Annotated in this window: 18 protein-coding genes; 9 read left to right on the forward strand and 9 right to left on the reverse strand. The window is 71.0% G+C overall.

Translation table 11 applies throughout. The annotated features are described in order from the left end of the window. The first annotated feature begins 46 nt into the window (after positions 1 to 46). The 6 genes from EV382_RS10855 (at position 47) to EV382_RS10880 (ending at position 4,002) form a co-directional block, all read left to right on the forward strand. Positions 47 to 268 (forward strand): hypothetical protein, encoded by a 222-nt coding sequence (locus EV382_RS10855; RefSeq protein WP_130401438.1) that lies wholly within the window; start codon positions 47 to 49, stop codon positions 266 to 268. Further along, positions 265 to 660 (forward strand): hypothetical protein, encoded by a 396-nt coding sequence (locus EV382_RS10860; RefSeq protein WP_130401439.1) that lies wholly within the window; start codon positions 265 to 267, stop codon positions 658 to 660. Before EV382_RS10855 ends, EV382_RS10860 begins: the two co-directional genes overlap by 4 nt. Positions 661 to 759: 99 nt before the next feature. Continuing rightward, positions 760 to 1,686, forward strand: a complete 927-nt coding sequence (locus EV382_RS10865) for a hypothetical protein (RefSeq protein ID WP_130401440.1) — start codon at positions 760 to 762, stop codon at positions 1,684 to 1,686. Next, the gene (locus tag EV382_RS10870; protein ID WP_130401441.1) at positions 1,683 to 2,135 is read left to right on the forward strand and encodes an ABA4-like family protein; all 453 of its coding nucleotides are present in this window, start codon (positions 1,683 to 1,685) and stop codon (positions 2,133 to 2,135) included. Before EV382_RS10865 ends, EV382_RS10870 begins: the two co-directional genes overlap by 4 nt. A 5-nt stretch (positions 2,136 to 2,140) precedes the next feature. Further along, a complete protein-coding gene (locus EV382_RS10875; RefSeq protein WP_130401442.1) occupies positions 2,141 to 3,379 on the forward strand; it encodes a sensor histidine kinase in 1,239 nt (412 codons plus the stop codon). Beyond that, positions 3,376 to 4,002 (forward strand): response regulator transcription factor, encoded by a 627-nt coding sequence (locus EV382_RS10880; RefSeq protein ID WP_130401443.1) that lies wholly within the window; start codon positions 3,376 to 3,378, stop codon positions 4,000 to 4,002. The genes EV382_RS10875 and EV382_RS10880 overlap by 4 nt, the downstream gene beginning before the upstream one ends. 11 nt (positions 4,003 to 4,013) lie before the next feature. Here the strand turns inward: EV382_RS10880 and EV382_RS10885 are convergent, their stop codons facing one another. From EV382_RS10885 to EV382_RS10915, 7 genes are all read right to left on the reverse strand, one after another. Beyond that, positions 4,014 to 6,155, reverse strand: a complete 2,142-nt coding sequence (locus EV382_RS10885) for a right-handed parallel beta-helix repeat-containing protein (RefSeq protein WP_130401444.1) — start codon at positions 6,153 to 6,155, stop codon at positions 4,014 to 4,016. A 25-nt stretch (positions 6,156 to 6,180) separates the two neighbouring features. Beyond that, on the reverse strand, positions 6,181 to 7,128 hold the full coding sequence (locus EV382_RS10890; protein WP_130401445.1) for a carbohydrate ABC transporter permease: 948 nt from the start codon (positions 7,126 to 7,128) through the stop codon (positions 6,181 to 6,183). Beyond that, positions 7,122 to 8,180 (reverse strand): ABC transporter permease, encoded by a 1,059-nt coding sequence (locus EV382_RS10895; RefSeq protein ID WP_130401446.1) that lies wholly within the window; start codon positions 8,178 to 8,180, stop codon positions 7,122 to 7,124. The genes EV382_RS10890 and EV382_RS10895 overlap by 7 nt, the downstream gene beginning before the upstream one ends. 63 nt (positions 8,181 to 8,243) lie before the next feature. Further along, positions 8,244 to 9,854 carry an extracellular solute-binding protein gene (locus EV382_RS10900; protein ID WP_165435760.1) on the reverse strand — a complete coding sequence of 537 codons (1,611 nt, stop codon included), beginning with the start codon at positions 9,852 to 9,854 and terminating at the stop codon, positions 8,244 to 8,246. A 14-nt stretch (positions 9,855 to 9,868) separates the two neighbouring features. Beyond that, entirely contained in the window at positions 9,869 to 13,369 is a 3,501-nt protein-coding gene (locus EV382_RS10905; protein ID WP_130401448.1) for a glycoside hydrolase family 38 N-terminal domain-containing protein, read from the reverse strand. A gap of 9 nt (positions 13,370 to 13,378) precedes the next feature. After that, a complete protein-coding gene (locus EV382_RS10910; RefSeq protein WP_130401449.1) occupies positions 13,379 to 14,950 on the reverse strand; it encodes an FAD-dependent oxidoreductase in 1,572 nt (523 codons plus the stop codon). 19 nt (positions 14,951 to 14,969) lie between these two features. Further along, entirely contained in the window at positions 14,970 to 16,661 is a 1,692-nt protein-coding gene (locus tag EV382_RS10915; RefSeq protein WP_130401450.1) for an FAD-dependent oxidoreductase, read from the reverse strand. 278 nt (positions 16,662 to 16,939) lie between these two features. Between EV382_RS10915 and EV382_RS10920 the strand changes: the two genes are divergently transcribed. The 3 genes from EV382_RS10920 to EV382_RS10930 all read left to right on the forward strand — a co-directional run bounded on the left by EV382_RS10920 (position 16,940) and on the right by EV382_RS10930 (position 20,705). After that, on the forward strand, positions 16,940 to 18,505 hold the full coding sequence (locus EV382_RS10920) for an FAD-dependent oxidoreductase (protein WP_165435761.1): 1,566 nt from the start codon (positions 16,940 to 16,942) through the stop codon (positions 18,503 to 18,505). 3 nt (positions 18,506 to 18,508) lie between these two features. After that, entirely contained in the window at positions 18,509 to 19,570 is a 1,062-nt protein-coding gene (locus EV382_RS10925) for a LacI family DNA-binding transcriptional regulator (protein ID WP_130401452.1), read from the forward strand. Positions 19,571 to 19,739: 169 nt separating this feature from the next. Then, positions 19,740 to 20,705, forward strand: coding sequence for a helix-turn-helix transcriptional regulator (locus EV382_RS10930; RefSeq protein WP_130401453.1), 966 nt, complete (start codon positions 19,740 to 19,742; stop codon positions 20,703 to 20,705). A gap of 48 nt (positions 20,706 to 20,753) precedes the next feature. Here the strand turns inward: EV382_RS10930 and EV382_RS10935 are convergent, their stop codons facing one another. Beyond that, positions 20,754 to 24,620, reverse strand: a complete 3,867-nt coding sequence (locus tag EV382_RS10935) for a S8 family serine peptidase (RefSeq protein WP_130401454.1) — start codon at positions 24,618 to 24,620, stop codon at positions 20,754 to 20,756. 169 nt (positions 24,621 to 24,789) lie between these two features. Beyond that, the gene (locus tag EV382_RS10940; RefSeq protein WP_165435762.1) at positions 24,790 to 25,485 is read right to left on the reverse strand and encodes a YoaK family protein; all 696 of its coding nucleotides are present in this window, start codon (positions 25,483 to 25,485) and stop codon (positions 24,790 to 24,792) included. Between the last annotated feature and the right edge of the window lie 49 nt (positions 25,486 to 25,534).

Raw genomic sequence — 25,534 nt, forward strand, 5'->3', positions numbered from 1 at the left:
TTGGTCGCACTTACCCTGAAGCGGGAATTTAGTGCCGTTGTATGGAATGAAGAGACGTACCGGCGGCGATGCCGTAGGGCGAAACGGACCCCCGGCTCATCAGGGCAGGAACTCGGCGGCCAGGCTGATCAGCGCCCGGGCCGGTTACCTGGCCGCGGCAGCCGCCGGGTTCGCCTCCTTCGCCGTGCTCGGCCTGTTCACCCCGGTCGCTCCGCCGCCTGACGATGATGGCGGTCAACGGCCACCGGGTGGGATGCTGCACGGGTGACTGGCCGACACGCCGTCGGGCTCGGGTTGGCGATCGGGCTGCTCGCCGGCTGCTCCGAGGCACCGTACCCGCTGCCGGACCGCGACGCGGCTGACGTTCGGGCCGAGGAGGAGCGGCTCGCGACGCTCCTTCCCGCCGAGTTGCTGGGCGGGCCGGGCACGTGCAACGTCCGACTGCTCGGGCGCGACGGCTCCTCCTCGTTCGCCTGGGCGCACTGCGACGCCGCACCGGGTCCCGCGGGCGTCTGGAGCGTCTCGGTGCCGGTGCGGGTGGACGGCGATCAGGTCACGCAGCCTGGCGACGGAGCCGAATACTCCGCGGGTGTGCGCCGCATGTTCCCCGAACGGCTGGCGGACGCTGTTCTCCACGATGACGGCAGGCTGCGGCCCTGACGACTCCTACCCAGGGAGGAGGCGCGCTCCGACCACCGGCCGCAACCAGGGCTCACGGTCGGACGCGATCGGCGGGCGCGGCCACGACCATCTACAGGCATGACAACTCTGCTGCGCCGGGCGACGCACTGGAACCGCCCCCTGATGGTCTTCGTGTCCGCGATGGCGGTGCTCGCCGTCGTCGCCGGGGTCGGCATCCTCGCCGACCCGCGCGTCCTCACTGGGGCGCCGATCTGGCTCAAGCCGTTCAAGTTCGCGGTGTCGTTCGTGCTGTACGGCGCGACGCTCGCCTGGATGCTCTCCCTGCTGCCGCGCCGCAGCCGTGCCGCTGAGTGGGCCGTCACTGTCATCGTCGCGATGTCGGTGATCGAGATGATGGTGATCGTCGCTCAGGTGCTACGCGGGCAGACCAGCCACTTCAACGGCACCTCCACGCTGAACAGCGCGCTGTTCACGGTGATGGGTGCGGCGATCATGGTGCTGTTCGTCGCGCACCTCGTCATCGGCATCGTGGTGCTGATCCGGCGGATCCCGGACCGGGCTGCTTCGACTGCCGTCGGTTGGGGGCTCGGCTTGTCGCTGCTGGGCATGCTCGCGGCAGTGCCGATGGTGTTGCCCATGCAGGAGCCGGGAATCGACGGCATCTCCGGGGCGCACAGTGTCGGCGTGCTCGACGGCGGGGCGGGCCTGCCAGTGGTCGGCTGGAGCACCACCGGCGGTGACCTGCGCATCGGGCACTTCGTGGGGCTGCACGCCCTCCAGGCGCTGCCGATCCTGGCGATCCTGCTGAGCCGGTTCGCGACGCGGTTGGACGAGCGCACCCGCGCCCGGCTGCTGGCCGTCGCGGGCGGCGCGTACGGCGTACTCACGGTGATGTTGACCTGGCAGGCGCTGCGCGGACAGCCGCTGCTGCGGCCGGACGCCCTCACCCTCGCCGCGGTGGCGGCCCTGGTGGTCGCGACCGCGGCCGCCGCCGGGCTGGTGCTGGCCCGTCGGCGCCGACCGGAACTGGCGCTGGCGGCATGACCGCGACGCTGTTCACCCTGACCTTCGCGGTGGCTGCGCCGTTCTGGGCGCTGATGATCCTGCTGCCGCGCTGGTCGTGGACCGCCCGGATCATCGCCTCGCCGCTGATCGTGCTGCCGGTCGTGGTGATCTACGCGTTGCTGGTGCTGCCGGCGTTCGGTGAGGTGCTGCCGGCGGTGGCGTCGCCGACCCTGGCCGGGGTACGCGACCTGCTCGGCACCTCCGACGGGGCGGCGGCGGGCTGGGCGCACATGATCGCGTTCGATCTGTTCGTCGGGCGGTGGGCGTGGTTGGACAGCAGGGAACGGGGGGTGCCGGCGCTGGTGATGGCTCCGGTGCTGCTGCTGACCATCCTGTTCGGACCGCTCGGCCTGGCTGGCTACCTCGCGGTCCGGACCCGCTGGCGGCGGCCGGCGACCGCCGCCACCGGCCCGCAGCGCCTAGGCTGACCGTCGTGAGCTGGCTGGTGCGACTGTTCGACCTGCGGGACACACTCGTGCGGATGGTGCTGCTCGACCTCACCGGGTTGTGCTACCTGCTCGTCGTCCCGCACTCCACCAGCACGCCCACGACGGCACAGTGGGTCCTCGCGGTGCCGGCGTTCGCGGTGGCGCTGGCGGCGCACCGTCGACCGGTGGTGAACATGGTGGCGCAGACCGCCCTGCTGGCGGTCGCCATCAGCCTGATCGACGACTTCACCATCAACCAGGTAGGCGCCAGTTGGGCGTTGCTCGAGATGACCATGCGGGCGCGCGGCCCCCGGGCCATCTGGTTGGCCACTGCGCTACTGGTGGTGGTCGACCTGACCGACTCGATCGGCGACCCGCCACGCCGGTTCGCCTCCGGGGTCGTCGGGCTCGCCGTGGAGGTCGGCGTGCCGGTGCTGCTCGGCCTCGTCATCCGCGCCAACCGGGAGCTGAGCCGGCAGGCCGTCGAGCGGGCCCTGGCCGAGCAACGCCAGCACGAGTCGGAGAGCCGTGCGGCGCGCGCCGACGAACGCAGCGCCATCGCCCGCGAGCTGCACGACGTCGTCGCGCACCATGTGGCGTCGATGGTCCTGCGGGTCGGCGTCGCACGGCACGTGCTCACCGACCTGGACCCCCGGGTCGACGAGGTCTTCGACGACGTGCACGGCACCGGCACCGCAGCCCTCGCGGAGCTGCGCCGGCTGGTCGCGGTGCTGCGCAACCCCGACGGGGTACGCGGTGACGCGGCGCTCACCGCGATCGAACCGTCCGCGCTGCCGGCGGCGATCGGCGCGTCCATCGACCGGGCCCGCCAGGCGGGGGTCACCGTGGAAGCCGATCTCGACCCGGCGATCGGTTCCCTCGACGCGGTGCGCGGCATGGCGGTGCTGCGCCTGACCCAGGAGGCGCTGACCAACGTGGCCAAACACGCGGGGACGTCCGCGCTCGCGCACCTCGTGGTCGCCGTCCGGGACGGCTCCGTGCACTGGGAGGTCACCGACGACGGGCGCGGTGGGGTGCCGCCGGGCATGCCGGCCGGCGGCGGGCACGGCATCACCGGGATGCGCGAGCGCGTCGAGGTCCTCGGCGGCCGGCTGGAGGCGGGACCGACCGGCACCGGGTGGCGGGTGCGTACCGTGCTCCCCGCCCCAGCCGCCGAAGCGTCCGCCCGGTCGGTGCCCCGCGACCGCGCCGCCGCCGGCTCGCCCGTGTCGGAGCCGGCGTGATCCGGGTGCTGCTGGTCGACGACCAGCACCTCATCCGGGCCGGGCTACGCATGCTCTGCGACGCCCAACCCGACATCGAGGTCGTCGGGGAGGCCGACAACGGCCGCGAGGCGATCACACTCGCCGCGCGGCTCCTGCCGGACGTCGTCGTCATGGACCTGCGCATGCCCGGCGTCGACGGGATCACCGCGACCAGCCGGATCCTCACCGAGCGCCCTGCCACCCGCATCCTGGTGCTGACCACGTTCGGCGATGACGACCACCTCTACCCGGCGCTGACCGCCGGGGCGTGCGGGTTCCTGCTCAAGGACGCGCCCCCGACCGAGTTGCTGGACGGCATCCGCCGGGCCGCCGTCGGTGACAGCCCGTTCAGCCCGGAGGTGCTGCGACGTCTCGTGCAACGCGCGGTGCACGCCCGCCCCGAGCCCTCACCGGCCATGCCGGGGCTGACCGCCCGGGAACGCGACGTGCTGAACCTGGTCGCCGAGGGGCTGTCCAACACCGAGATCGCCGACCGGCTCCACATCGGAATCACCACCGTCAAGACCCACATCACCAGCCTGATGGCAAAGACCGACAGCCCCAACCGGGTCCGCCTGGCGCTGTTCGCACGCGGCGCCTGACGAGAACCCCGTCAGCTCACCAACTGGTACGCGAACTGCACCTCCAGGCCCGTCGCACCGACGGCGTTCGACACCCGCAGCCGCAACCGCTTCGGCCCGCCGACCCCGTCCAGGGCGTACGGGGCGGCGAGGGTGGTGGCCTGCACGGTGCCGTCGGTGCTGAGCGCACCACCACCGACGGCGGTCCCGTCGGCGTCGAGCCGCACGCTGCAGGTGCCGGCGGTGAGCCTCCGGGTGACCCGGACGATCCGGATCCGTTGACCGTCCAGGTAGAGGAAATTGCCGAAGTCGATCAGTCCATCGGTGACCGGACCGTCCACCCGGGCGTTGAGCCAACCGTCGTACTGCGCGACGCCCTTGTTTCCGACGAACCGGGTCTGCGCCGTCTCGTTACCGGTGATCTGGTACGCCCCAACCGTGTTACCGGCCAGGTCGTTGCCGGTCACCAGCACGTCGGCGGCGTCGCACACCACGCCGTAGTCCTGTCGGGAAATGCCGTCGGCCAGCGAACCGATCGCGTTGCCGGTGACCACCACACGGGACGCGGTGGACCGGATGTTGATGCCGGCACCGTTGCGCCAGGCCGCGCCGCCGCCCGCGTACGCCCGGCTGAACACGACGCCGACCAGGTCGAACCTCGTCTCGCTGACGACGGTGATCCGCCACTTGCCGTTCGCCTCGGTGCTTCCGGTGACGTCGCCGATCGTGATCCGGTCACCGGTCTCCCACCCGTGCGGCGCGCTCGTGGTGACCCGGACCCCGCCCGAGCCGTTCGCGGCGACGGTGGTCACAGGTCGGGAGAACGACGGGTGAGCGGTACGCCCGTTGTTGCCGATCAGGCAGCCGGTGACGGTGACCCGGGTCGAGCCGATGTCGATGCCGTTGCGACCGCAGCCACGGATGACGCTGTTGGTGATGGTGGCGCTGCCGGTGAAGCCGGCACCGACACGGACCGCGTCGTGCTCGTTGTCGGCGGAGATGTAGGTGTTGGTGAACTGGGCCTGCGCCCCGGCCTCCAGCAGCACCGGAACGCCGTGGCCGTTCTCGAAGCCGCCGCCCTCGAAGTAGAGGAACTTGGGGCCGGCCTGTCCGGTGCGATTACGCAACCAGATGCCGTGCCGACCGAAGAGCACCGCCGTCGCGATGAACTTGATGGACCCGCCGAGACCGTCGATGACGAGGTTGTCGGTGTTGTTGTTGCCGGTGCCGGCGGCGATGCCACATTGCACGAACTCGACCGGATCCGCCCGGGAGAAGTCACCGACACCGTTGAGCAGGATCACCTGATCGCCACGGAACCCGTTCCAGACGCAGTTGAGGAACCGGATCGAGTTGCAGCCGCGCAGGGCCATGCCGTTGAAGCCGTCGCGGAACCGGACGTTGCTGAAGGTCATCATGTAGTTGTTCTGGAGTTCGGTGCGTTCCGTGGCGACCAGGTATCCCCCGGTCAGCCCCTCCCCCCGTACCTGTAGGTCACGCAGGCCACCACCGCGGACAGCCACGAACTGGAACCCGTCGGCGGCGCCCGTCGCGACCACGTACTGGGTGGAGTAGTCGACGTTGTCGGTGACCCCGGCACCCTGGAAGAGGATCGGCACGTTCTGCACCCGCACCGTCTGTTCGAGTCGGACCTTCCCCGGCCCCGCCTCGATCACCCCGCCGATGGGCAGGGAGTCCACGGCCGCCTGGACGCGGGCCGAGTCGTCCGCCACACCCTCGCCCGTGCAGCCGAACCAGGCCAGGCTCAACCGATTGTTCGCCGGGCGCTTCCAGCGCCCGGTCGCCACGCCGGAGACCGCGAAGACGGTGCCGCCGTTGTCGGCCTCGGTGCTGCTCGCGTCCCAGTGGAGTTCGCCGCCGCCGACGCCGGGCCGGTCGGCGTGGTAGCCGATCAGGGCGACCCGCTGGCCGGCCGCGCCGGGCGTCGTCCGCAACTGCGCGACGCTCGCGATGGTGGCGTCGGCCGCCTTCGGTCGGCCCCGGTCGGCGTCCGCCGGCTTGGCCTGGGCGGCTGTCGGGGTGAGCAGTTGCCCGCCGGCCAGGACCGCGCCGGCCACACCCAGCGTGGACAGTGCGCGCCGACTGATCCGAGCGCCGGACCGGTCCGGCTCGTCGTGCTGTGGGTGCTGGTGGGGCCTGTTGTCTTCCTGCACGGCTTCCTCCTGGGTGGTGGGGATGTCAGCCCTTGACCGCTCCGATGACGACGCCCTTGGCGAAGTGCTTCTGCAGGAACGGGTAGACCAGGCAGATGGGGATGAGCGAGACGACGAGGATGGCCATCTGCAGCGACTGCTGGGGTGGCACGACCTCACCTGGCAGGTCGGCCCCGACGGCGGTGTTGTCGATGACGTACGTGCGCAGCACGAGTTGCAGCGGCCACTTCTCGGTGGAGTTGATGTAGAGCACGGCGTTGAAGAAGGCGCTCCAGTAGCTGACCGCGTTGAAGAGCGCCACGACCGCGAGCACCGCGCGGGACAGCGGCATCATGATGCGGACGAGGATCTGCAACTCGCTGGCACCGTCGATCCGGGCGGCGTCGATGATCTCCTGCGGCACCTCCAGGAAGAAGGCGCGCACGATGACGACCTGGAACGCCGACACCAGGGTCGGCAGGATCAACGACCAGTAGGAGTCGATCAGGCCCAACTGCTTGATGAGCAGGTAGTTGGGGATCATGCCCGCGTTGAAGAGCATGGTGAAGAGGACCAGCAGCAGGATCGGTCGGTGCCCCCAACTACCCGGGCGGGACAACGAGTACGCCAGGAACGCGACGACCAGGACCGACAGGCCCGAGCCGACCAGCGTGACCCCGATGGACACCAGGGTGGCCCGGGTGACCACGCCGCCGCTGAAGATCGCCCGGTAGGCGTCGAGGGACGGGTTCTGCGGCCACAGCACGTAACCGCCCGCCTCGGCGATCTGTGCCTGGTCGGCCAGGGACGTCGAGATGACCGCCAGGAACGGCGCGATCACCAGGGCGCAGCTGATCAGCAGGACGACACCTTTGAGGCCACGCACCGCCAGGTTGGGCGCGGCGGCACCGTTGATCGTTCTCAGTTGTCGTGCGCGTGAGGCGCCCGGCAGCACCTTCGCCGGTCCCGGCCGGCGCTTCGTCGAGGTCACCATTTCGCGTACAGGCCCCTCTCCCCGAACAGGTGTGCCACCTTGTTCGCACCGAGCACCAGGATGGCCCCGACCAGGCCCTTGACCAGGCCGACGGCCGCTGAGGTGCCCCAGTTGCCGCCGACGATCCCGTAGTTGTAGACGTAGGTGTCGAGCACCTCGGACGCCTCCAACCCGACCGGTCCCTGCTGGAGGAAGATCTGCTCGAACCCGACCGAGAGCACGTCGCCGAGCTTCAGGATGAACAGCAGGATGATGACCGGTCGGATGGCGGGCAGGGTGACGTGCCAGAGCTGACGCAGCCGGCCGCCGCCGTCGACGGCGACCGCCTCGAACAACTCCAGGTCGACCCGGGAGATCGCGGCGAGGAAGATGATGGTGCCCCAGCCGGCGTCCTTCCAGATCACCTGCGAGGTGATCAGGGCGAGGAACAGGTCCGGGTTGCCGATCACCTCGATGAGCGGCAACTCCTGCATGCGCGCCCAGGTGTTGTAGAGGCCGGCGTTGCCGAGCATGTGCTGGAACAACGCCACCACGATCACCCAGGACATGAAGTGCGGTAGGTAGAGGATCGACTGTGCGACCCGTTTGATCCGTTCACTGAGCAGGCTGTTCAGCAGCAGGGCGAGGCCGATCGGCACCGGGAAGACCAGGGCGATCTGCAGGAACGAGATGATCAGGGTGTTGGTGAGGGCGTTGAGGAACGCCGGGTCGCCGTTGAAGATGATCCGGAAGTTGTCGAAGCCCACCCAGGGCGATTCCGCGATGGTCAGGTAGGGCTGGTAGTCCTTGAACGCGATCACGTTGCCGAGCAGCGGGACGTACTGGAAGAGCAGGACCACGAACACCCCGGGCAGCCCGAGCAGGAGCAGGAAGCGGTCCCGTTTGAACCGCTGCCAACCCGACGGTCTTCTGTTGGCCGGGGCCGGCGGGCGGCCGGTCGACGGTGGAGGCGCTCCGGTGGTGCCGGGGCCCTTCGCCGGGCCACCCGCGGTGACGCCCGCCGGGGCGTGCGGGTCCGTCGCCGGTCCCCTGGGCACCACGCTGGAAGCCATCCTCGTTCCTCCTCTTCTCGCTCTTCTCGCTGACGGACTCGGTGGCGGCCTCAGTGCGGCGGGTCAGCCCTGCTTGGCCCGGCCCGTCTCATAGTCGGCGCGCATCTGGTCCCCACCGGCCCGGCGCCAGGCCGTGACCGCCTCGTCCCAGTGGGCGATCGGCTTGCGACCGGAGACGATGTCGAGTTCCGCGTTGTCGATGATCTTGCTGAGCTCACCGGCCTTGTCGACCGCGACGTCCGAGTAGAGCCCTTCGGCCGGGTTGCGGACGATCCGCGGAATGACCTTCTCCTGGTACGCCCGCTGGGCGTCCACCCGAAGCCGGTCGCCCGGCCCGAGCACGTGCGGCGCGTCGGCGATGTACTCCAACGGGAGCTTCACCTCGGTGGTGCCGAGCCCGGTGCGCACCGGCACGTCGTCCTTCCACGTGTAGTGCTGACCCTCGACGCCGAAGCGGCGGAACATGTACTCGCTGGTGCCGACCGGGGTGGCGAGCCAGTCGCAGATGCGCAGCAACTGCCGGAGCCGGTCCGGGTCGGCCTTCTTGAAGGCGGTCAGCGCGAAGATGGCGGTACCGGCGCGGTTGGTGCCCGCGCCGCCGTCGTAGCCGGGTGCGGCCATCCCGCCCACCTCGACGGAGTACGTCGTCGCGAGGGTGTCCCAGGCCGCGTAACCCTCGGAGATCACCGCGATGGTGCCGTTGCCGAACAGGTCCCGCAGGTTCAGCTTGCCGCCGATCGAGTCCGGGTGGAACAGTCCCTCCTTGTACATCTCGGTGGCCCGGACGAGCGCCTGCTTGCGCTGCTCGGTCTCGTATTCGGAGACGAACTTGCCGCCCTCCTCCTTCCAGAGGTTCGGCACACCGAGCATGTTGCCGACGAACTCGATGACCCGCTTGGGGTTGCCGAACGCCCACCGGTTGCCCCGGGCGTCGGTCAACCCCCGGGCCAGCTGAAGGAACTCCTGGTAGTTGGCGGGATCGGGGTTCAGGCCGCGCTGTCGGATCAGGTCCGCCCGCGAGAACGTGATGGTCCCGACGACGGCACGCGGCACCGGGATGGCGTAGATGCCGGAGCCGAACGCGGTGGGCAACCACGAGTCGGTCGGGATGTTCGCCAGGAACGGAAAGTCCTTGATCGCGCTGCCCGACACCAGGTCGCTGAGGTCCGCGCAGAGCCGGGTCAGCACATCCGCCCGGCGGGTCAACCGGGCCGAGATCGTCAACATGTCCGGCAGGTCGCCGCCGGCGATCACGGTGGAGAGCTTGTTGAGGTAGTCGGCCGACGGCGTCATGGTGACGTTCAGGTTCGCGCCGAGCCGGCCGTTGAGCTGCTGCCAGAACTGGTTACTGCCCACTGCCGGCGGTGCCGGGTTGAACATGTTGGTCAGCACCGACACGTCCCCCGCACCCGCACCGGGCTTGTCCCGGTAGGCGTCGACCAGGGTGCGCGGATAGTTGTAGTAGCCGGCCATCAACCCGTCGGCCGAGGCCGGCAGGTCGGGCTTGACCAGTTGGGACGGCAGGTAATCGGGCAGCTTGGCGGTGGCTGGCCCCCTCGGAGTGGTCGACTCGCTGGTGCCGCAGCCGGCCAACAGGCCGCCGGAGCCGGCGGCGAGGGCGACGCCTCCGGTCAGCGTCAGGAAACGGCGTCTGCTCAGATTCGGATCACGCATGGCCGACTCTCCAATCATTGTGTCGCGGTGGAATGTGGGACGTGCAGGACGAGCGAGACGACCTGCCACGGGGTCAGTTCCACGGTCAGCCGACCGTCCTGGTCGGGCGTCAGTCGAGTGATCTCCCGTTCGTCGGCGTGACAGAGCACGGCATTACCGGTGCTGCCCGCCGGGTGACGCAGCCGCAGTCGGCCGGCCCGGCCGGCCAGGTCCTGCAACCGCAGCAGCAGCCCGCCACCTCGGGCGGTGCCGACGGTGGCGTGCACCCAGTCCGGCAGGTCGAGGTCGAGCAGCGTGCCGGCCGTCGCGCTCAACGGGCGGTGATCGGTGTCGAACTTGTCCAACCGGGTCACCTCGGACACGGCTGGCGCGGCGCGAACCTCCCGTCCGAAGCGGCCGGCGGCGACCGGGTCGAAGCCGGAGAGCGGGGTGAAGGCGTACCGGAGCGTCAGCGTGCCGTCCTGCTCCGGCGGGGTGTTGGTGGGCCAGTAGTTGTTGAGCACCCAGGAGAAGAGCGCGCTTGCCGGCGCGAAGTGCGGCGCCCAGGCCCCGCGTACGACGTCGCCCACCGTGAACAGCGGAGCGTCGACGGATGTCCAGGCCACCGCCGGGCCGCCCGGGGTCGCCTCCACCACCACGCCGTACTGGGTGGTGAACCAGTCGTGGCAGGCGCCGGGGGCGTGGTCGGTGGCCGGGTCGACCCAGCCCTGCTGCCGGTCGTAGCGCACCGACGGCTGCTCGCCGGCGAACGGAAACGCCACGTAGACCGACTCCTTGGCCAGCACCCGCTGCTTCTCCAGGCGGACGAGCACGTCCACCCGGTCGGTGCCGTCGCGCAGCAGGATGTCGACCTCGACCCGGGGCAGGCTGGGAGCGGAACCGACGGTGCGCAACCGCCACCCGTCGTACGTACGGCGAACGCCGACCGGGCGCACCCGTGCCCGGGTGACGGTCAACTCCGGTGGGTCCACCTCGACCTGTCCGTCGGGCCCCGGGCCGAGCCGCCGCCCCAACAGCGTGCTGCGCGGGGCGGGCGGGTGCGTGTGCGGCACGGAGGTGTGTTCGAGGTGGTCTCCCCGGGTCAGTGAGTCGGGGCCGTTGCGGACGTAGAGGACCTCACCGAGCCGCCAGGGCGCGGACAGGTCGAGCAGTTCCCGACCGGTCGGCCGGTGCCGCAGACCGGTCACCGCCCCGGTGGTCGGGTCGAGGGTGATCAGCCAGCGCGCGGTTTCCAGGTGTGCGGGGACCGGCGCCCACCCACCGTCAGCGGCCCCGGCGGCGCTGGTGGCGGTGCCGTCCTCCGCGCCGGGGGCGAGGGTACGGGCGGCGCCGACGGGCAACGCCCGGTAGCCGAACGCGGGAACGTCGGGCACCGTGAGGCGCAACGTCCGTAACCCATTGCAGTCGGCGAGCACCTCGGCCGGCAACGGCTCACCGTCGAGCAGGAACGGGGCGCTCGCCAGCGCCTCCGCCTCGACCTCGACGTCGCGCTGCCAGCCGAGCGGGTTGTGCACGAGCAGGGTGGGCCCCCGGGTGTGCACCAGTTCGCCGAGTTGGCTGAGCGCCCGACGGGTCTCGTCCAGCGCGGTGCGCAGCGCGGTGTGCACCTGGTGCCGTTTCCAGTCGAGCTGGTCGTGCACCTGCTCGCCGTGCGGGTGGGCGGTGCCGTGTGCCCACGTCCAGGTGTGCTCACAGCCGAACAGCGCGCCGTCCCAGGCGGCGTCGAGTGCCTCGCGGCGTACCCGGTAGCGGGGGTCGGCGAGGGTGACCATCGCGGCGATGCCCTCGGCGGCCGGCAGAGCGCTCTGCACCCGCCGGTGCTCAGCGGTGACCGTGGCGCCGGTGCCGACCCCGTCCTCCCAGTAACTGCCGCCGTCGCCGCGCCAGACCGGCAGCCGGTCGGCCAACGGACGGACGGCGTCCAGGTAGTCGGCCATCGTGGAGACGCGGATCCGGGGGTACGCGTAGACGGCGTTCCACCGGTCGGCGAAGCCGGCGTCGCCGTCGGCCAGATCCTCGTTGTCGGCGTGGGTGCCGATCACCGCGAGATCGTCGGGCAGGTAGTCGGACCGCTCGTAACGGGCGAGCAGCCGGGGGAAGGCGTGCGCACCACCGGCGAGGGTCTGTGGGTCACCGACCATGAACCGCAACTGCGAGTAGGTGTCGGAGAAGTGGGCGAGGATGCGCTCGCCGCCGACACCCTCCCACATCACCGGGCTGACCATGTGCTGCTCGTCGCTGTCGGCGTTACCGCCACGGTGGTGGTTCTCGATGCCGACGAACGCGCTCACACCGAGCGCGCTCAGCATCGACGGCAGAGCCGAGCTGTACGACGGAACGTCGGTGAGGTTCGCGTAGCCGACCGGCACACCGTGCTCGTCGCGCAGCCGGGCGGCCAGGTAGGCGGCCCGGTACGTCTCCTCCAGGCTGGCGACGCCGGAGAGGAAGAGGCTGTGGAAGGCGTTCACCGCCAACCGTCCGGAGCGCAACGCCGCGAGCAACCGTTCGGCCCGCTCCGGGGAGCGGGTGGCCAGGTATTCGGCGACCACCAGGGAGCCGTCGACCGAGAAGGCGAAGCCGGGATCACGGTCGAGCTGGTCCAACGCGCGGTCCAGGTTGCGGCTGTGCAACTCCAGCACCTTGCCCTGCACATCGGTGTAGCCGACGTCCAGGTGCACATGAGGGATCAGGTGCAGCGTCCACTTGCGCGGCGGGCGCAGTTCGACAGTGGTGGGCGTACCACCGTCGAGGCTCACCTCGGCGACGGTCCCGACGGCCGGCTCCGGGACCGGGAACCGCACCCGGACGTCACCGAACTGCCGACCAGGTCGGTGCAGGTCCACAAGGTGGCGCTCGGTCCCGATGCGCACCTCGGCCTGCCGGGGCCAACCCGACCGGGCCGGCACCGACACGGTCAGCTCCAACAGCTCCCGCAGCCCCCGCTCGGCGTGCAGGAAGAGCGGGGTGGCGACGAGTTGCGCCGTGGGACCGGCCGGTTCGGGGCCGTGGGCGGGACGCAGGGTGAGGCGGTGCCAGGTGATGCCGCTTCCGAAGTGGTTGCCGAACTGCTCGCGGTGGCGGCGGGGCGCGTCGGCCGGCTCCGCCGGCACCGGTCCGGTCGCCGCCGCCACGTCCATCGTGGTGGTGATGGCGATGGTGTGCTCGCCCGGCCCGAGCCAGGCGGCAGGCAGGCGTACGTCGAGGGTCACGTCCCCGGCGATCGGCCCGTGCCGGTAGGTCTCGGAACGGTCGGCGCGCCGGACCCGGGGGTGGAACAGCCCGCGGTATGCCCCGTCGACCTCGATCTCCAGGTCGGGGCAGGGGCCATGACCGGCGGCGAACTCCAGCCTGAGCACCCAACCGGCGGTCGGTACGGCATCCGGGACCCGCAGCGGCACCTCGACGCGGTGCGGCTGCCAGCCGGTGCCCGCGTTGAGCGGCCCGGGCTGGAACGCCGGCAGGTCCACGCCGGGGACGGCGAGCGTCGCGGTCAGTTCCGTCGTGGGCGCGGCCACGGTGCTCACCTACCGCAGCCCGGGTAGGTCGAGCACGCTGCCGTGCTCGGTCAGCGCCGCGGCCAGTTCCGGGTAGCGGTAATCCTGCACGGGCTGCCCGGTCCGGATGGACTGGGCGGCGAGTTCGCCGCATGCCTCGCCGAGCATTCCGTAGTTCGGCTCCATGCGGGGCGAGGAGTAGCCGACGTGACTGGCCGAGAAGCACAGCGGTACCGCGATGTTCTCGATCCCGCCCGCGGCGGGGAAGAGACACTCGGCCGGAATCTGGTAGAGGTCGACGGGCGGGTTGCTCTCGGTGCCGCTGAGCGTGCCCTCACCGACGATCGTGTCGTCGCCTTCGGCGTAGTACTGCACGACGTGGCAGTCCATGCCGTACTTCCAGCAGCAGACCGGCGTGGCGGTGGTGTTGTTCGGCTTGCGCAGGTCGTGTTGGGTGAGCACCTTCGCGCCGACCATGCGACGGCCCTCCCGGATGTAGAGCGCGTGCGGAAAGCCCGGCCCGTACGGGCTGTCCAGGAACTCGTCGGTGGGCAGGCCGAAGGTCTGCGCGTCGGCGCGGAAGCTCGGCGGCAGCGAGGGGTCGTTGGCGAGCCAGTAGAGCATGCCCTGATGCCAGCGGACCTGCTCGGCGATGACCTCCTCGCGGCGGCTCCAGCTTCCGTCGGGGTAGGCCCAGGAGGCGCCGGGCAGGTCGAAGCCGATGAAGAGGGCCTGGTTGGTCTGGTATTTGCCGTTGGGCAGCAGCGCGGTGTGGGTGACGATCGACGACAGCCCCGCGATGCCACGCTGCTCGATGAGTTGGCGCAGGTACAGGTAGCGCTTCGGGTCGTAGTCGGCCGGTTTGGGGAAGGGCAGCCGCTCGGCCTCGCGGGTGAGCACCCCACGAAAGTTGTACGCCTGGACCTTGTCGTCACCGTCGCCGGCCGCCATCCGGGGTGCCGACCCGACCGGGTAGAGAGTGTTGGGCCGGAACGGTCCCCGCCGGTAGGCCTGCACCGGCTGAAAACCGGCGTACGGCTCGTCGTACCGGCTCGCGGGTTCCCGACCCACCGTGTAGGGCACCCCGGCGGCGGCCATCAGGTCGCCCTCGTAGGAGGCGTCGATGAAGAACCGGGCGCGGTGCCAGCCGTCGGCGGTGCGGATCGCGGTGATGCGCCGACCGGTGACCTCGACGTCGGCGGGCCCGTCGATGCGGTGTCGCAGCAGGACGGTGGCCTGTGCCTCGGTGAGCAGCCGGCTGGCGACGCGCTCGGCGACCCTGGGCTCGAACAGGTACTGCGCGCCGTTGAGCTGGAACGGGGCGCCGTCGGGGCCGTACTCCGCGGCGATCCCGCCGAAGAACCGGCTTCGGGTCAGCCCGGCGTGGGCCTCGTCGACGTTGGGGCCGTCGGATTTGACCAGGCCACCGGCCACGATGCCGCCGACGTGACCGGTCGGCTCCAGGATGAGGCTGCGCAGGCCCCGCAGTCGCAGCCGCACCGCGGCCATGATGCCGGCGAGGGTGGCGCCGTAGATGACCACGTCGTACCGGTCGTCGAGATCGGCCGGAGCGGTCTGCGCACCAGTGTGCTGTGCGTCCATCGGTCGTTCCTCCTGGGGGTCAGGCCGGGCGGGCGATCTGTGGGCGGGGGGTGCGCGGCAGCGGCGGCGCCAGCAGCGGGGTGGCACCCTTGGCGGCCTGGGACGGTCGGGTGCGCCGGATCTCGTCCGGCCAGGCCAGGGGGATGCCGAGGGTCCCGGCGAGCAAGCCCTGGAAGTCGCTGGTCAGGGCGGCGGAGTCGGCCACGGCCGCGGGTTCGTGTCCGCCACTGAGGCAGTACGCGGCCAGCGCGCCGACCGCCTCACCGATGCTCCACTCGACCGGGTGCAGCCGGTAGCAGCCGTTGGTGATGTGGGTGGTGCCGATGTTCTTGTTGGCCGGCAGCAGATTGCGTACCCGGATCGGGATCAGCGCGCCGAGCGGGATCTGGAACGGGTAGCACTCGAGGTTGACGTAGTTGATGCCGGCGGTGCTCGGGTGCAGGTCGATGTTGTAGTGCCCGACGCCGACCGCGTCGGTGAACACCTGCGACCCGGCGCCCTCCGGCCGGTCGGTGACCGCCACATGGTGCTCCAACACGGTGAACCGGGCCCGGATGCGCCGTGATTCGCGCACGTACACGCTCTTGGCGAGGCCGTCGTCGGTGTCGGTCAGGTCGGGGCGCAGCCGCAGGCCGGGGTAGCCGTGGCCACCGTCGGGACGCGGGGCTTCGGTCTGCATCCAGTGCAGGTACGACAGGGAGAGCTCCCGGCAGCGCAGCAGGGCGCGCTGGCGCGCCGCTTCGTCGATGCCGGGACCGACGAGTGGGGCCTCCCAGTAGTCGATGTTGGGCCAGTTGACCAGGGTGATGTCGGTGTCCACCAGGTCGGGTTGGAACTGGGTGCGCGCGCGGATGCGCCGAAAGTGCCAGAGGTCGGGCAGCCGCACCGCATCCATGTCGCCCTCGAAGATGCGGTTCACCTTGCCCGCCATGGTGTGGATGTCGATCTTTTCCCAGGAGAGTTGGGGGCCGGGCCAGAACGGGTCCACGTGGTTCTTCCAGTGGTCGTACGAAGCGGGCCGATCCACCACGTGCTCTTCACCGGGCCGGTACTCCAGGGGGAAGCACCAGGTGACGGCCTGCTGGTCGGTCGGGTCGGCGACCGGGGCGGCGTACCGCTCGCCGGTGTCGTCCTGGGATTCGGCTCCGACGACGTGTTCGACGCCGGCCAACTCCAGCAGGTCACCGAGCTCCGTGGCGTCGGCGACCAGCGCGGCCGTGACGGTGAGCCGGTGCCCGGTGCGCCGGTTCTCCAGTGTCACGGCGGTGATCCGGTCCCCGTCGGTGGCCGCCGCCACCGGGACGTGGTGGTACAGCACGGTGATCCGGCCGGCGGAGACGTACCGCATCAGCATCTCGTCGATGACCGCGACGCCGACGCGGGGCTCATGGCAGAGCCTGCTGACATTGCCCAACCCGGGGTTGAGGGTGGGGTCGGCGGCTGCGGTGTCCCGCAGGGGATAGTTACGCCGGTAGTAGTCGCGGATTCGGTCGCGAAGCTCGCGGTAGCCGGGCGAGATGTGCCGGGTCTCGATCCAGGGGTGTTCGTCGGAGGGCACGGCCTGGGCGGTGAGCTGACCGCCCAGCCAGTTCGTCTCCTCGCTGAGGATGACCTGTCGGCCGAGGCGTGCGGCGGTCAGCGCGGCGGCGACACCGCCGAGCCCCCCACCGACAACCAGCAGGTCGGTCGTCCGTTCCGCTGCCCCGGTCATCGTCGCGCTCCCCGCTCGACCCCGGCCGCCGAACGGCCCGTCCGGCCGTCGACCCAGGACGAATTCCTCTGCACGCTCATCGCCACCCATCACTCCATGGATTGCTAATGTATTTGCGGATATTGCTCGTCTCCGGATTGCGGCTACGTTACATCCGTTCGCCAGAGGGATGTCAAGACGTCTGTTACGGCAATCTTTGGCGCAGTGTCCAGGGTGGATTGAATTAGCAATTATCAGCACCTGTACAGCGCCAGACGCCGATGCTAGAACCAGAAGTCATGACCTCAACACCCGCGCTCCCCGGCCTGCACCACTGCCCGCCCACCCCGCCCGTAGCGGTCACGCCGCAGGTCCACGAGGCCGACGTCGTCGTCTACGGCGCGACGTCCGGTGGTGTGACAGCAGCGGTGCGGGCCGCCCGCGCCGGGGTGACCGTGGTGCTGCTCGTCCACGGCGACCACATCGGCGGCATGAGCGCGTCCGGGCTCGGCACCACCGACGTGGGCCGGGCGGAGACCGTGGGTGGTCTGGCCCGACGCTTCTATGACCGGGTCGCCGCCGCCTACCACGCGCCGCCCCCACACTGGGACGTCGAGGCACGGGTGGCCGAGGAGATCTTCGACAGCTGGTTGGCCGCCGCCGGGGTCCGCGTACACCGACGGCAACGGCTGACCTCCGTCCGATGCGAAACCGGCCGGATCGTCGAGCTGGGCACCGACGACGGAACCCGCTACCGGGCGGCCGTCTACGTCGACGCGTCGTACGAGGGTGACCTGATGGCCGGCGCGGGTGTCAGCTACACCGTCGGGCGTGAGGCCGCCAGCACCTACGGCGAGCCGTTGGCGGGAGTGCAGCACAGCGTGAACCATCAGTTCGATCGGCCGGTCGACCCGTACGTCGTTCCCGGCCAACCGGCCAGTGGCCTGCTGCCCGGCATCGCACCCGACCCGTACGGCGCCGTCGGTGACGGTGACCGGCGGGTGCAGGCGTACAACTTCCGGCTGCACGTGACGACGTCACCCCGCCGGATACCGTTCCCCCGCCCCGACGGCTACGACCCCGGCCGCTACGAGTTGCTGCGCCGCTACATCGACGCCGGGGTCTTCGAGCTGTACGGGCGTACCACCCGGGTGCGCGGCGACGTGTTCGACATGAACAACCACGGCGCCTTCTCCTCGGACCACATCGGCGCCAACTACGAGTGGCCGGAGGCGGACCACGCGCGCCGCGAGGAGATCTTCCAGGACCACGTGCGCTACCAGGCCGGGCTGCTGCACTTCCTGGCCAACGACCCCCGGCTGCCAGCCGCCGTTCGGGACGCCACCCGCGAGTACGGTCTCGCCCCGGCCGAGTTCAGCGACACCGCGCACTGGCCGCACCAGCTCTACATCCGCGAGGCTCGCCGGATGGTCTCCGACTACGTCATCACCCAGCACGACGGCAGCGGGCGGACGAGAGCGGACGACCCGATCGCCCTGGCGTCGTACGTGATGGACTCGCACAACGCCAAGCGGGTGCTGCTCGACGGGGTCGTCCGCAACGAGGGAAACGTGCAGCATCCGCTCACCGTGCCGTTGGGCATCCCGTACCGGTCGGTGGTCCCCCGGGCAGCCGAATGCGCGAACCTCCTGGTCGCCTCGGCCATCTCGGCCTCGCACGTCGCGTTCGCCTCGGTCCGCATGGAACCGGTCCTGATGATGGTGGGCGAGGCGGTCGGCGCGGCCGCCGCCCAGGCCGCGGCGGACAAGGTCGGGGTGCAGGACGTCGAGTACGAGTCGCTCCGCAAGGATCTGCTCCGCGCAGGTGCGATCCTGACCTGGCCACCATCCGTCCAAGGAGGATGACGCGTGACGAAGCAACGCAGCCGCGGCTCACGCCAGGCGGACATCGCCCGTGAGGCCGGGGTGTCCCAGTCCACGGTCTCGATGGTCCTCAGCGGCGCCGGCGACCTCGGCAGGATCTCCGCCGACACCCAGCGCCGGGTGCTCAGCGCCGCCCGCCGCCTGCGTTACACCCCCAGCGGCACGCAGCGGCCCGCCCCGGGTGGCAGACAGGCCCCCCTGCTGCTCGGGGTGCACACCTTCGAGCCGATCTTCCCGACCAGCGCCCGGGACTACTACTTCGAGTTCCTCCAGGGCATCGAGGAGCAGGCGGCCGTCGACGGATGCAACCTGGTGCTGTTCACCGCCGCCCAGGACGAGGCCGGTGTGCGCCGGATCTACCGGGGCGGGTTCAACGGGCTGCGCCAGGCCGCCGGCAGCCTGCTCCTCGGTCACCACGCGCACCGCGACGACCTGGCCCGGCTCGCCACCGACGACCATCCGTTCGTCTACATCGGTCACCGCGAGGTGCCCGGCGCGGAGATCTGTTACGTGGGCGGCGACTACCGTGCCGCGACCGGCCGAATGGTGGACGACCTCGTCGCCATGGGGCACCGTCGTTTCGGGTACCTGGGCGAGATCGTCCGGTACGAACCGCAGGTGGACCGGTGGGAGGGTTTCGCCGCCGCACTGGAACGGTTCGGCCTGCCGGTGCCCGCGCCCGCCTTCGCCCGGCCGGAGGAGTTGACCGCCCAGTGGCTCGACGAGGCACTCTCCGCCGGCACCACCGCCGTGCTGGTCGAGTCGGTCAGCCTGCTGCGGGTCCTCGCCGCGATGATCGCCCTTCGGGGTCTGACCGTCCCGCACGATCTCTCCGTCGTCCTGCTGGTCGACGATCCCGGGGGTGACGTCGGCGGTCGGTCCTGGGCGTCGCTGCACACCCCCCGCAACGCCATGGGCCGGCGGGCGGTCCGACTGCTGACCGCCCAACTGACCGATCCCGCCGGCGAGCACGAACGGCAGATCCTGCTCCCGTGTACGCACACCCTCGACGAAACCACAGCCCCACCGCGACAGGGCCGAGCCTGAGTGGCGAGCACCGGGTGCGGACGTCGGTGGAGGTGGACCGGTGCTGCGCTGCGTCGACGACCTGGTCGCTCAGGGAAGTTGGTCTTGACGACCCGGTGGGAGCGCTCCAAGATCGACACAGCGGACCGCGTCGGCGGCGGGACGCCTGGCGGGGGTGCGGGGTGGGCGGTTGCTGGGCGCATTCGGTCTGACCGAGCTTGAGGAGACGATCTACCTGGAGCTGGTGCGCGGCCGGCCGGGCAGCGCGGGTGAGCTGTCCGAGCGGGTCGCCGCGAGTGTGGACGAGGTGCAGCGCGCACTCGACGCCCTCTCCCGGGCCGGGCTGATTCGCCTGATCGCCGGCCGCGCCGGTGCCGCCCCGCCCGACCTGGCCATCGAATCGCTGCTGAACCAGCGGATGCGCGAGCTTCAGGAGGCGCGGGTCGGCCTGTGGGACTGGCTGCGGCAGCAACGCCCAGCGGACCCGATGGACCAGGACGTCCAGTTGGTCGTCGGCGTGCCCGCGATCATGCAGGCGTTCGACCAGTTCCTGCGCGGGGCGCAGGAGGAGGTGCTCGGCTTCGACCGCCCGCCGTACGCGGCCGTGTTACAGGACAACCCGACCGAGATCGACATGCTCGGACGGGGTGTCGCCTTCCGCGTCGTGTACGACCGGCGAGGGCTGGAACGGCCGGGGGCTGCCGCCCACATCGGGCGGTTCGTCGCCGCCGGTGAACAGGCACGGGTCGCCGCGAACGTGCCCGGTAAGCTCGCCGTCGCCGATCGCCGGGTCGCCCTGATCTCCTTTGCCGCCCGCACCGAGAGCATCGAGCCCTGGGCGCTCGTGGTCCGTGGCACCACCTGGGTGGAGGTGCTCGTGGCGCTCTTCACCGAGGTGTGGGACCGGGCCACCCCGCTGCGGCTCGCCCCGGCCGGCGAGGTGGCCGACGGCGTCGAGCGGCAGAGCCTGCCCACCCCTGTCGACCGGCAGATCCTGTCGCTGCTGATGACCGGATTGCCGGACAAGGCGGTCGCCTCCCAGTTGGGCATCTCGCTGCGGACGGTGCAGCGACGGTTGCGGCAGTTGATGGACGCGACCGGCAGCGCCACCCGGATGCAGCTCGGCTGGTTCATCGGCCGCAACAACTGGCTCTGAACCCCGACGGGGCCCGCCGACACTGGCGGTGTCGGCGGGCCCCGGTGTTCACTTCGTGACCGTCACCGACACGGTGACCGGGGTGGACGCGCCCTTCGCACCGTTGTTGGTGACCAGCAGCGTGGCGACGTACGTGCCGGGCGCCAGGCCGGTGGTGTCCACGGTGATGGTCAGGGCTTCCTTCGCCCCCGGCTGCACCTCACCGGAGGTTCCGGCGGACAGCCACGGCACCTCGCTGTACGCCGGAAGCGACCCGTCGACGTGGTAGACCTTGGCGCCGTACGGTCGGCGGGTCGCGTTGGCGAGCACCCACAGGTTGCCCTGCTCGTCCAGGTCGAGCCCGGCGCCGCTGAGCGGGTTCGGGTCGGGGTCGGGGATCGAGGCGAGCGGCTGGCAGGTGGCCGGGTCGAACGCCCAGATCGACTCCTTGGCGTCCTGGTTGATGCCCCACAACACGTTGTGTTCCTCGTTGAGGGCCAGGCCGGTGATCCACGGGATGGGCGGGGTGCACTCCCCCAGCACCGATCCGGGCTGCGGGTGCGACAGCCCGGCGAGGTGCCGGATCTTGTTGTCGCCGCTGAGGTAGAAGGTGTCGTCCGAGGCGCGGTAGGCCAGCCCGTAGTAGAGCTTGCCGGCCCACGGCCCGGTGATGTTCTCCTGCACCTCCAGGGTGTCCGGGTCGAAGCAGACGATCGGCATGTCCCCGCTGAGCGCCATCTTCGGCGCGCACATCAGGTCCCGGCTCGGCACGTACGCCATGTCCGAGGGCCAACCGCCGATCGACAGCACACCCTTGGCCAGTGACCGGCCGTCGGTGCTGAAGCGCTGCATCTGCCCGAACAGGTACGAGTCGGAGACGATCAACTCGCCGTTGCGGTAGCCGACGCCGTAGGCGTTGTAGAGCTCGTTGAGCGGGAACGAGCTGAGCTGCCGGCCGGGGATGCCGGTCGGCGGGGTCGGCGAATTGATCTCCCGGGCCAGCCAGCTGGCGGGCACGTCACCCCGGTTGGTGAGGTTCAGCGTCGCGGTCCGGGTCGCCCCGGCCCGCGCGGTCACCGAGACCGCGTTCTTGTTGGCCAGCAGCAGCGGCGTACGCAGCGCCAGATCGTGCGTGACGACCGCTGACTCGACCAGGTCGACGGTGCTCGCCGGCAGGTCGTACCCCGGTTGCAGAGCGGTCACCGTGGCCGGCCCGGCCGGAGCCTCCAGCTGGTAGAAGCCGTCGGCGTCGGTGGTCGCGGTGATCGGTTGCCGGGCGTCCGGTGACTCGACGCGCACGGTCGCGCCGGCCAGCGGCTGACGGTCGTTCGCGTCGCGCACCGTGCCCCGCAGCAGGCCACGACCGGCCACCCGGAAGGTGATCGCGTCGCCGGCGTCGAGCACCCGCTCGTCACGCGAGTACGTCAGCGCGTCGCGGCCGGTGGCGTCCTCGATGCCGACCGTCGCCGAACCGCCGGCCCCCTCCGCCGTGGCGGCGAGCTTGCGGTACTGGATGGTGACGGTGCCGTTCTCTCCGAGACGCACCTGCACGTCGACCCGGTTCTTCGGCGCGCTCTTGAGCGCGGCTCGGTTCCAGGTGACCACGAACTGTCGGGCCGTGCCGGAGCCGGACACCTTGGTACGCACCGTCGAGGCGTGGTCCAGGACCAGGTCGTCCCAGAACGCGTAGACGGCCGGTGCGGAGACCGCCGGGGCGGGCAGCGGCCCGTTCTCGCCGACCGAGGTGGTCGCGTCAGCGCCGACGGTCAGGTAACCATCGGTGTGCACGGTGAGCTGACGGTAGGTGACGCCGTAGAACGTCACCGGGAACGGCAGGTCGACCCCGCGGCTCGCCGTGTCGCCGGTGAGCGGCAGGACGCTGCCGCCGGTGATCCACTCCACGGTGGTCGTCCCGGCCTGGTAGCCGTGCCGGTCGGTCTTCGCGGCGAGCGCCACGTCCACCGTCTCCGGCCCGTCGACGGTCAGCGCGACCGTCTTCGGTGCCAGCCAGCGGCCGTACTCGACCAGCAGGTCGTAGTCGGCCTCGGGCAGCATCCCGGTGTAGTGGCCGTCGGCGTCGGTGACGAAAGCCGGGAACGTCTCCCCGGCCAGCGCCAACCGGGCGCCCACGACCGGCTTGCCCGCCGGGTCGGTGACCCGACCCTCGATCGCCTGCCACGGTGCGGCCTCGGACAGGTCCAGCGTCAGGTTGGTCGTGCCGCTGGTCGACACGGTGATGGTCTGGCGTACGGTCCGCCGCGCGAAGAACGACGCGGTCAGCGTGTACTCCCCGGCCGGGACCCGACCCAGCTGGACCGTGCCGCGCGCGTCGGTGCGGCCGGTGCGGGTGACCAGGGCCGACGTCAGGGTGACCTTCGCACCGGACAGCGCCGTGCCGTTCAGGTTCGCGTGCACCACGACGCCGCCGAGTTGCGCCGTCGAGGCCTGGGTGACCAGGTCGTACGCGTCGAGCCGACCCTCGCCGTAGACGTTGTTGTCGGCCGGGGTGCCGCCACACTGCAGGTCGTTGACGTCGTGCGCGGTGCGGTCCAGCAGCTCGCGGGTGGCGGCCAGGTCACGGCGCAGGTTCGGCACTGCCGACCAGGCCAGGGCGACCGCGCCGGCGACGTGCGGAGCGGCCATGGAGGTGCCGTCGCTCATGGCCCAGGAACTGCCCGGCACGGAGGAGAGGATCCCCACCCCGGGGGCGGTGATGTCCGGCCGTACCGCGTCCTCCCGGCCCGGCCCACGGCTGGAGAAGTCGGCGATCGCACCGGCGGAGTCGGTCGCGCCGACCGCGTACGCGAGGGGGTTGGTGGCCGGGTGGCCCGCCGAGCCGCACGGCTCGGGCAGCTCCTTGGCCTCGTTGCCGACCGCGAAGATCGGGAAGATGCCGGCGGCGACCCAGGAGTCGATGATGGTGTCGTAGAAGGTGGGGTCACCGTCGTGGCCGCCCCAGGAGTTGTTGATGATGTCCGGCGCGAGGTCCGGGCGCGGGTTCTCGCCGTTGCGGTCGGTGGGCGCGAGCATCCACTGACCGGCGGCGAGCAGCGCGCTGTTGCTGCAGTAGTTGGCCTCGCACCCCTTGGCCGCGATCCAGCTGGCACCGGGAGCCACGCCCGTGACATGCCCGTCGCCGTCGTCGCCGACCATCGTGCCGACCGTGTGGGTGCCGTGGCCGAAGTTGTCGCAGGGCGTCGACGGCAGGCAGATCCCGGTCGGGTCGTACCAGTTGTAGTCGTGCGTGAAGGTGCCGTCACCGTCGTTGCCACGGTACTGGCGCACCAGCGCCGGGTGGTCGTACTGGACGCCGGAGTCGACGCTGCCGACGACGATGCCCTCGCCGCGGGTGCCGTACTCGCGCCAGACCTTGTCGGCGCCGAGCGACGTGAGGTTCCACGGCAGCTGCGGGTTGTCGGCGGCGGCGCCGGCGGTGCGGACCGGCTCGGCGAGCTTGGTCCCCCCGATCGCGGTGATCCGCGCGACGTCCGACCGGCCGGCCAGTTCGGTGACCAGCTTCAGGTCGCCGGTGACCTCGATGACGTTCGCGATCCAGTACGGGGTGAAGTCGGCGTGCCGGTTGCGCAGCAGGGTGCGCAGGCCGCGCTGGGTGTTCTCGGCGTGTGCCACCTTGGTCTCGTAGACCCGGGTGGTGCGGGCGACCCGCCCGGCTCGGCCGCCGGCGGCCCGCTCGACCCGGTCCAGGTCGCGCTGGTCCAGCTTGGCCTCGTCGGTCAGCTCGACGAAGAAGCTGGCGTTGGTGCCGACACGGGCCGAGCCGAGCACGCGCGGGTCCACCTTGCGCAGCGGGTCGGCGGCGCCGGTGCTGGGCGCGGGCGCGGCCACGGCGGCACCGGTCGGCAGCGCGAGCACGATGGCCAGCGCCGCGCCGACGGCGCCCATGGCTCGACGTGTCCGCTGTCTGGGTCTGAGCATGAAGAACGTCCTCCCTCTGGCGGTCGCCAGGGGAAGGCCGACCCGCCGTCGCCGATTCTCAGGCGGCGGGGTCCGGGTTGAACATTAAGATCACTGGCGGAGCACGGACATGGCAGATCTCCGCCATGTCGGGTTGGCCGGAACGACACCCGCACGTCAGCCGGGACGGTCAGGCCCGCATCCGCGCGGACGCCACGATGACGAGCCCCAGTGGCCCGATCAGCAGGGCCGGGGCGACGACCGGCAGGTGCAGGGCGACCAGCGCGCCGACCCCCGCGCCGACCATGAGGGCCAGCAACACCTGGGCCTTGGGGCGCAGGTCGGCCCACGGGCTGCGGGCGGCGACGCCGGCGATCAGGCTGGTGAGGGTGCCGGTCAGGTACGTGGAGGACAGGCCGGGCACGCCGAAGCGTTGGATCGCGCTGCTCTGCACCCCCAGCGCGACCGCGGACAGCATCAGCAGCGCCAGGTGGACGCGGTCGTCGGGGTTGTGCAGCGTGACCTCCCAGACGACGGCGAAGACCACGAACACCGACAGCTCCAGCACAAGCGCCCAGGTGACCCGCCGGGGCCAGACCGGGTCGTGTGGCTGTGCCGAGCCGACGACGCGGGCCCCCGCGAGGACACCGACGATGAAGCTGGCGATGGCGCAGCCCGACGTCAGGGCCAGGTCGGCCTCGCCCCGGCCGGTGGAGAGCCCGAGCAGGACCATGTTGCCGGTCATCACGCTGGCGAAGGCGCCGCCGAGGGAGAGGAACCCGAGAGCGTCGGCGCTCCCGGTCAGGAAGGTGAGCACGACGACGAGCGTGTGCCGTCGTCGCAGCAGGCGCGGATCCTGCTGAGCTGCGAGGTCGGGCTGGATCACACGGGGCACTGTGCTCGGCATTGTCGGCCACCTTCCAATAATTGTTCTT

This window comes from Micromonospora violae (assembly GCF_004217135.1).
Lineage (GTDB): Bacteria > Actinomycetota > Actinomycetes > Mycobacteriales > Micromonosporaceae > Micromonospora > Micromonospora violae.

Bases quoted from the DNA above. Each gene is read 5' to 3' on its own strand.
- EV382_RS10915 (WP_130401450.1), bottom strand. From the start codon at position 16,661: ATGACCGGGGCAGCGGAACGGACGACCGACCTGCTGGTTGTCGGTGGG.
- EV382_RS10920 (WP_165435761.1), top strand. From the start codon at position 16,940: ATGACCTCAACACCCGCGCTCCCCGGCCTGCACCACTGCCCGCCCACC.
- EV382_RS10870 (WP_130401441.1), top strand. From the start codon at position 1,683: ATGACCGCGACGCTGTTCACCCTGACCTTCGCGGTGGCTGCGCCGTTC.
- EV382_RS10890 (WP_130401445.1), bottom strand. From the start codon at position 7,128: ATGGTGACCTCGACGAAGCGCCGGCCGGGACCGGCGAAGGTGCTGCCG.
- EV382_RS10855 (WP_130401438.1), top strand. From the start codon at position 47: ATGAAGAGACGTACCGGCGGCGATGCCGTAGGGCGAAACGGACCCCCG.
- EV382_RS10935 (WP_130401454.1), bottom strand. From the start codon at position 24,620: ATGCTCAGACCCAGACAGCGGACACGTCGAGCCATGGGCGCCGTCGGC.
- EV382_RS10865 (WP_130401440.1), top strand. From the start codon at position 760: ATGACAACTCTGCTGCGCCGGGCGACGCACTGGAACCGCCCCCTGATG.
- EV382_RS10910 (WP_130401449.1), bottom strand. From the start codon at position 14,950: ATGGACGCACAGCACACTGGTGCGCAGACCGCTCCGGCCGATCTCGAC.
- EV382_RS10895 (WP_130401446.1), bottom strand. From the start codon at position 8,180: ATGGCTTCCAGCGTGGTGCCCAGGGGACCGGCGACGGACCCGCACGCC.
- EV382_RS10900 (WP_165435760.1), bottom strand. From the start codon at position 9,854: ATGCGTGATCCGAATCTGAGCAGACGCCGTTTCCTGACGCTGACCGGA.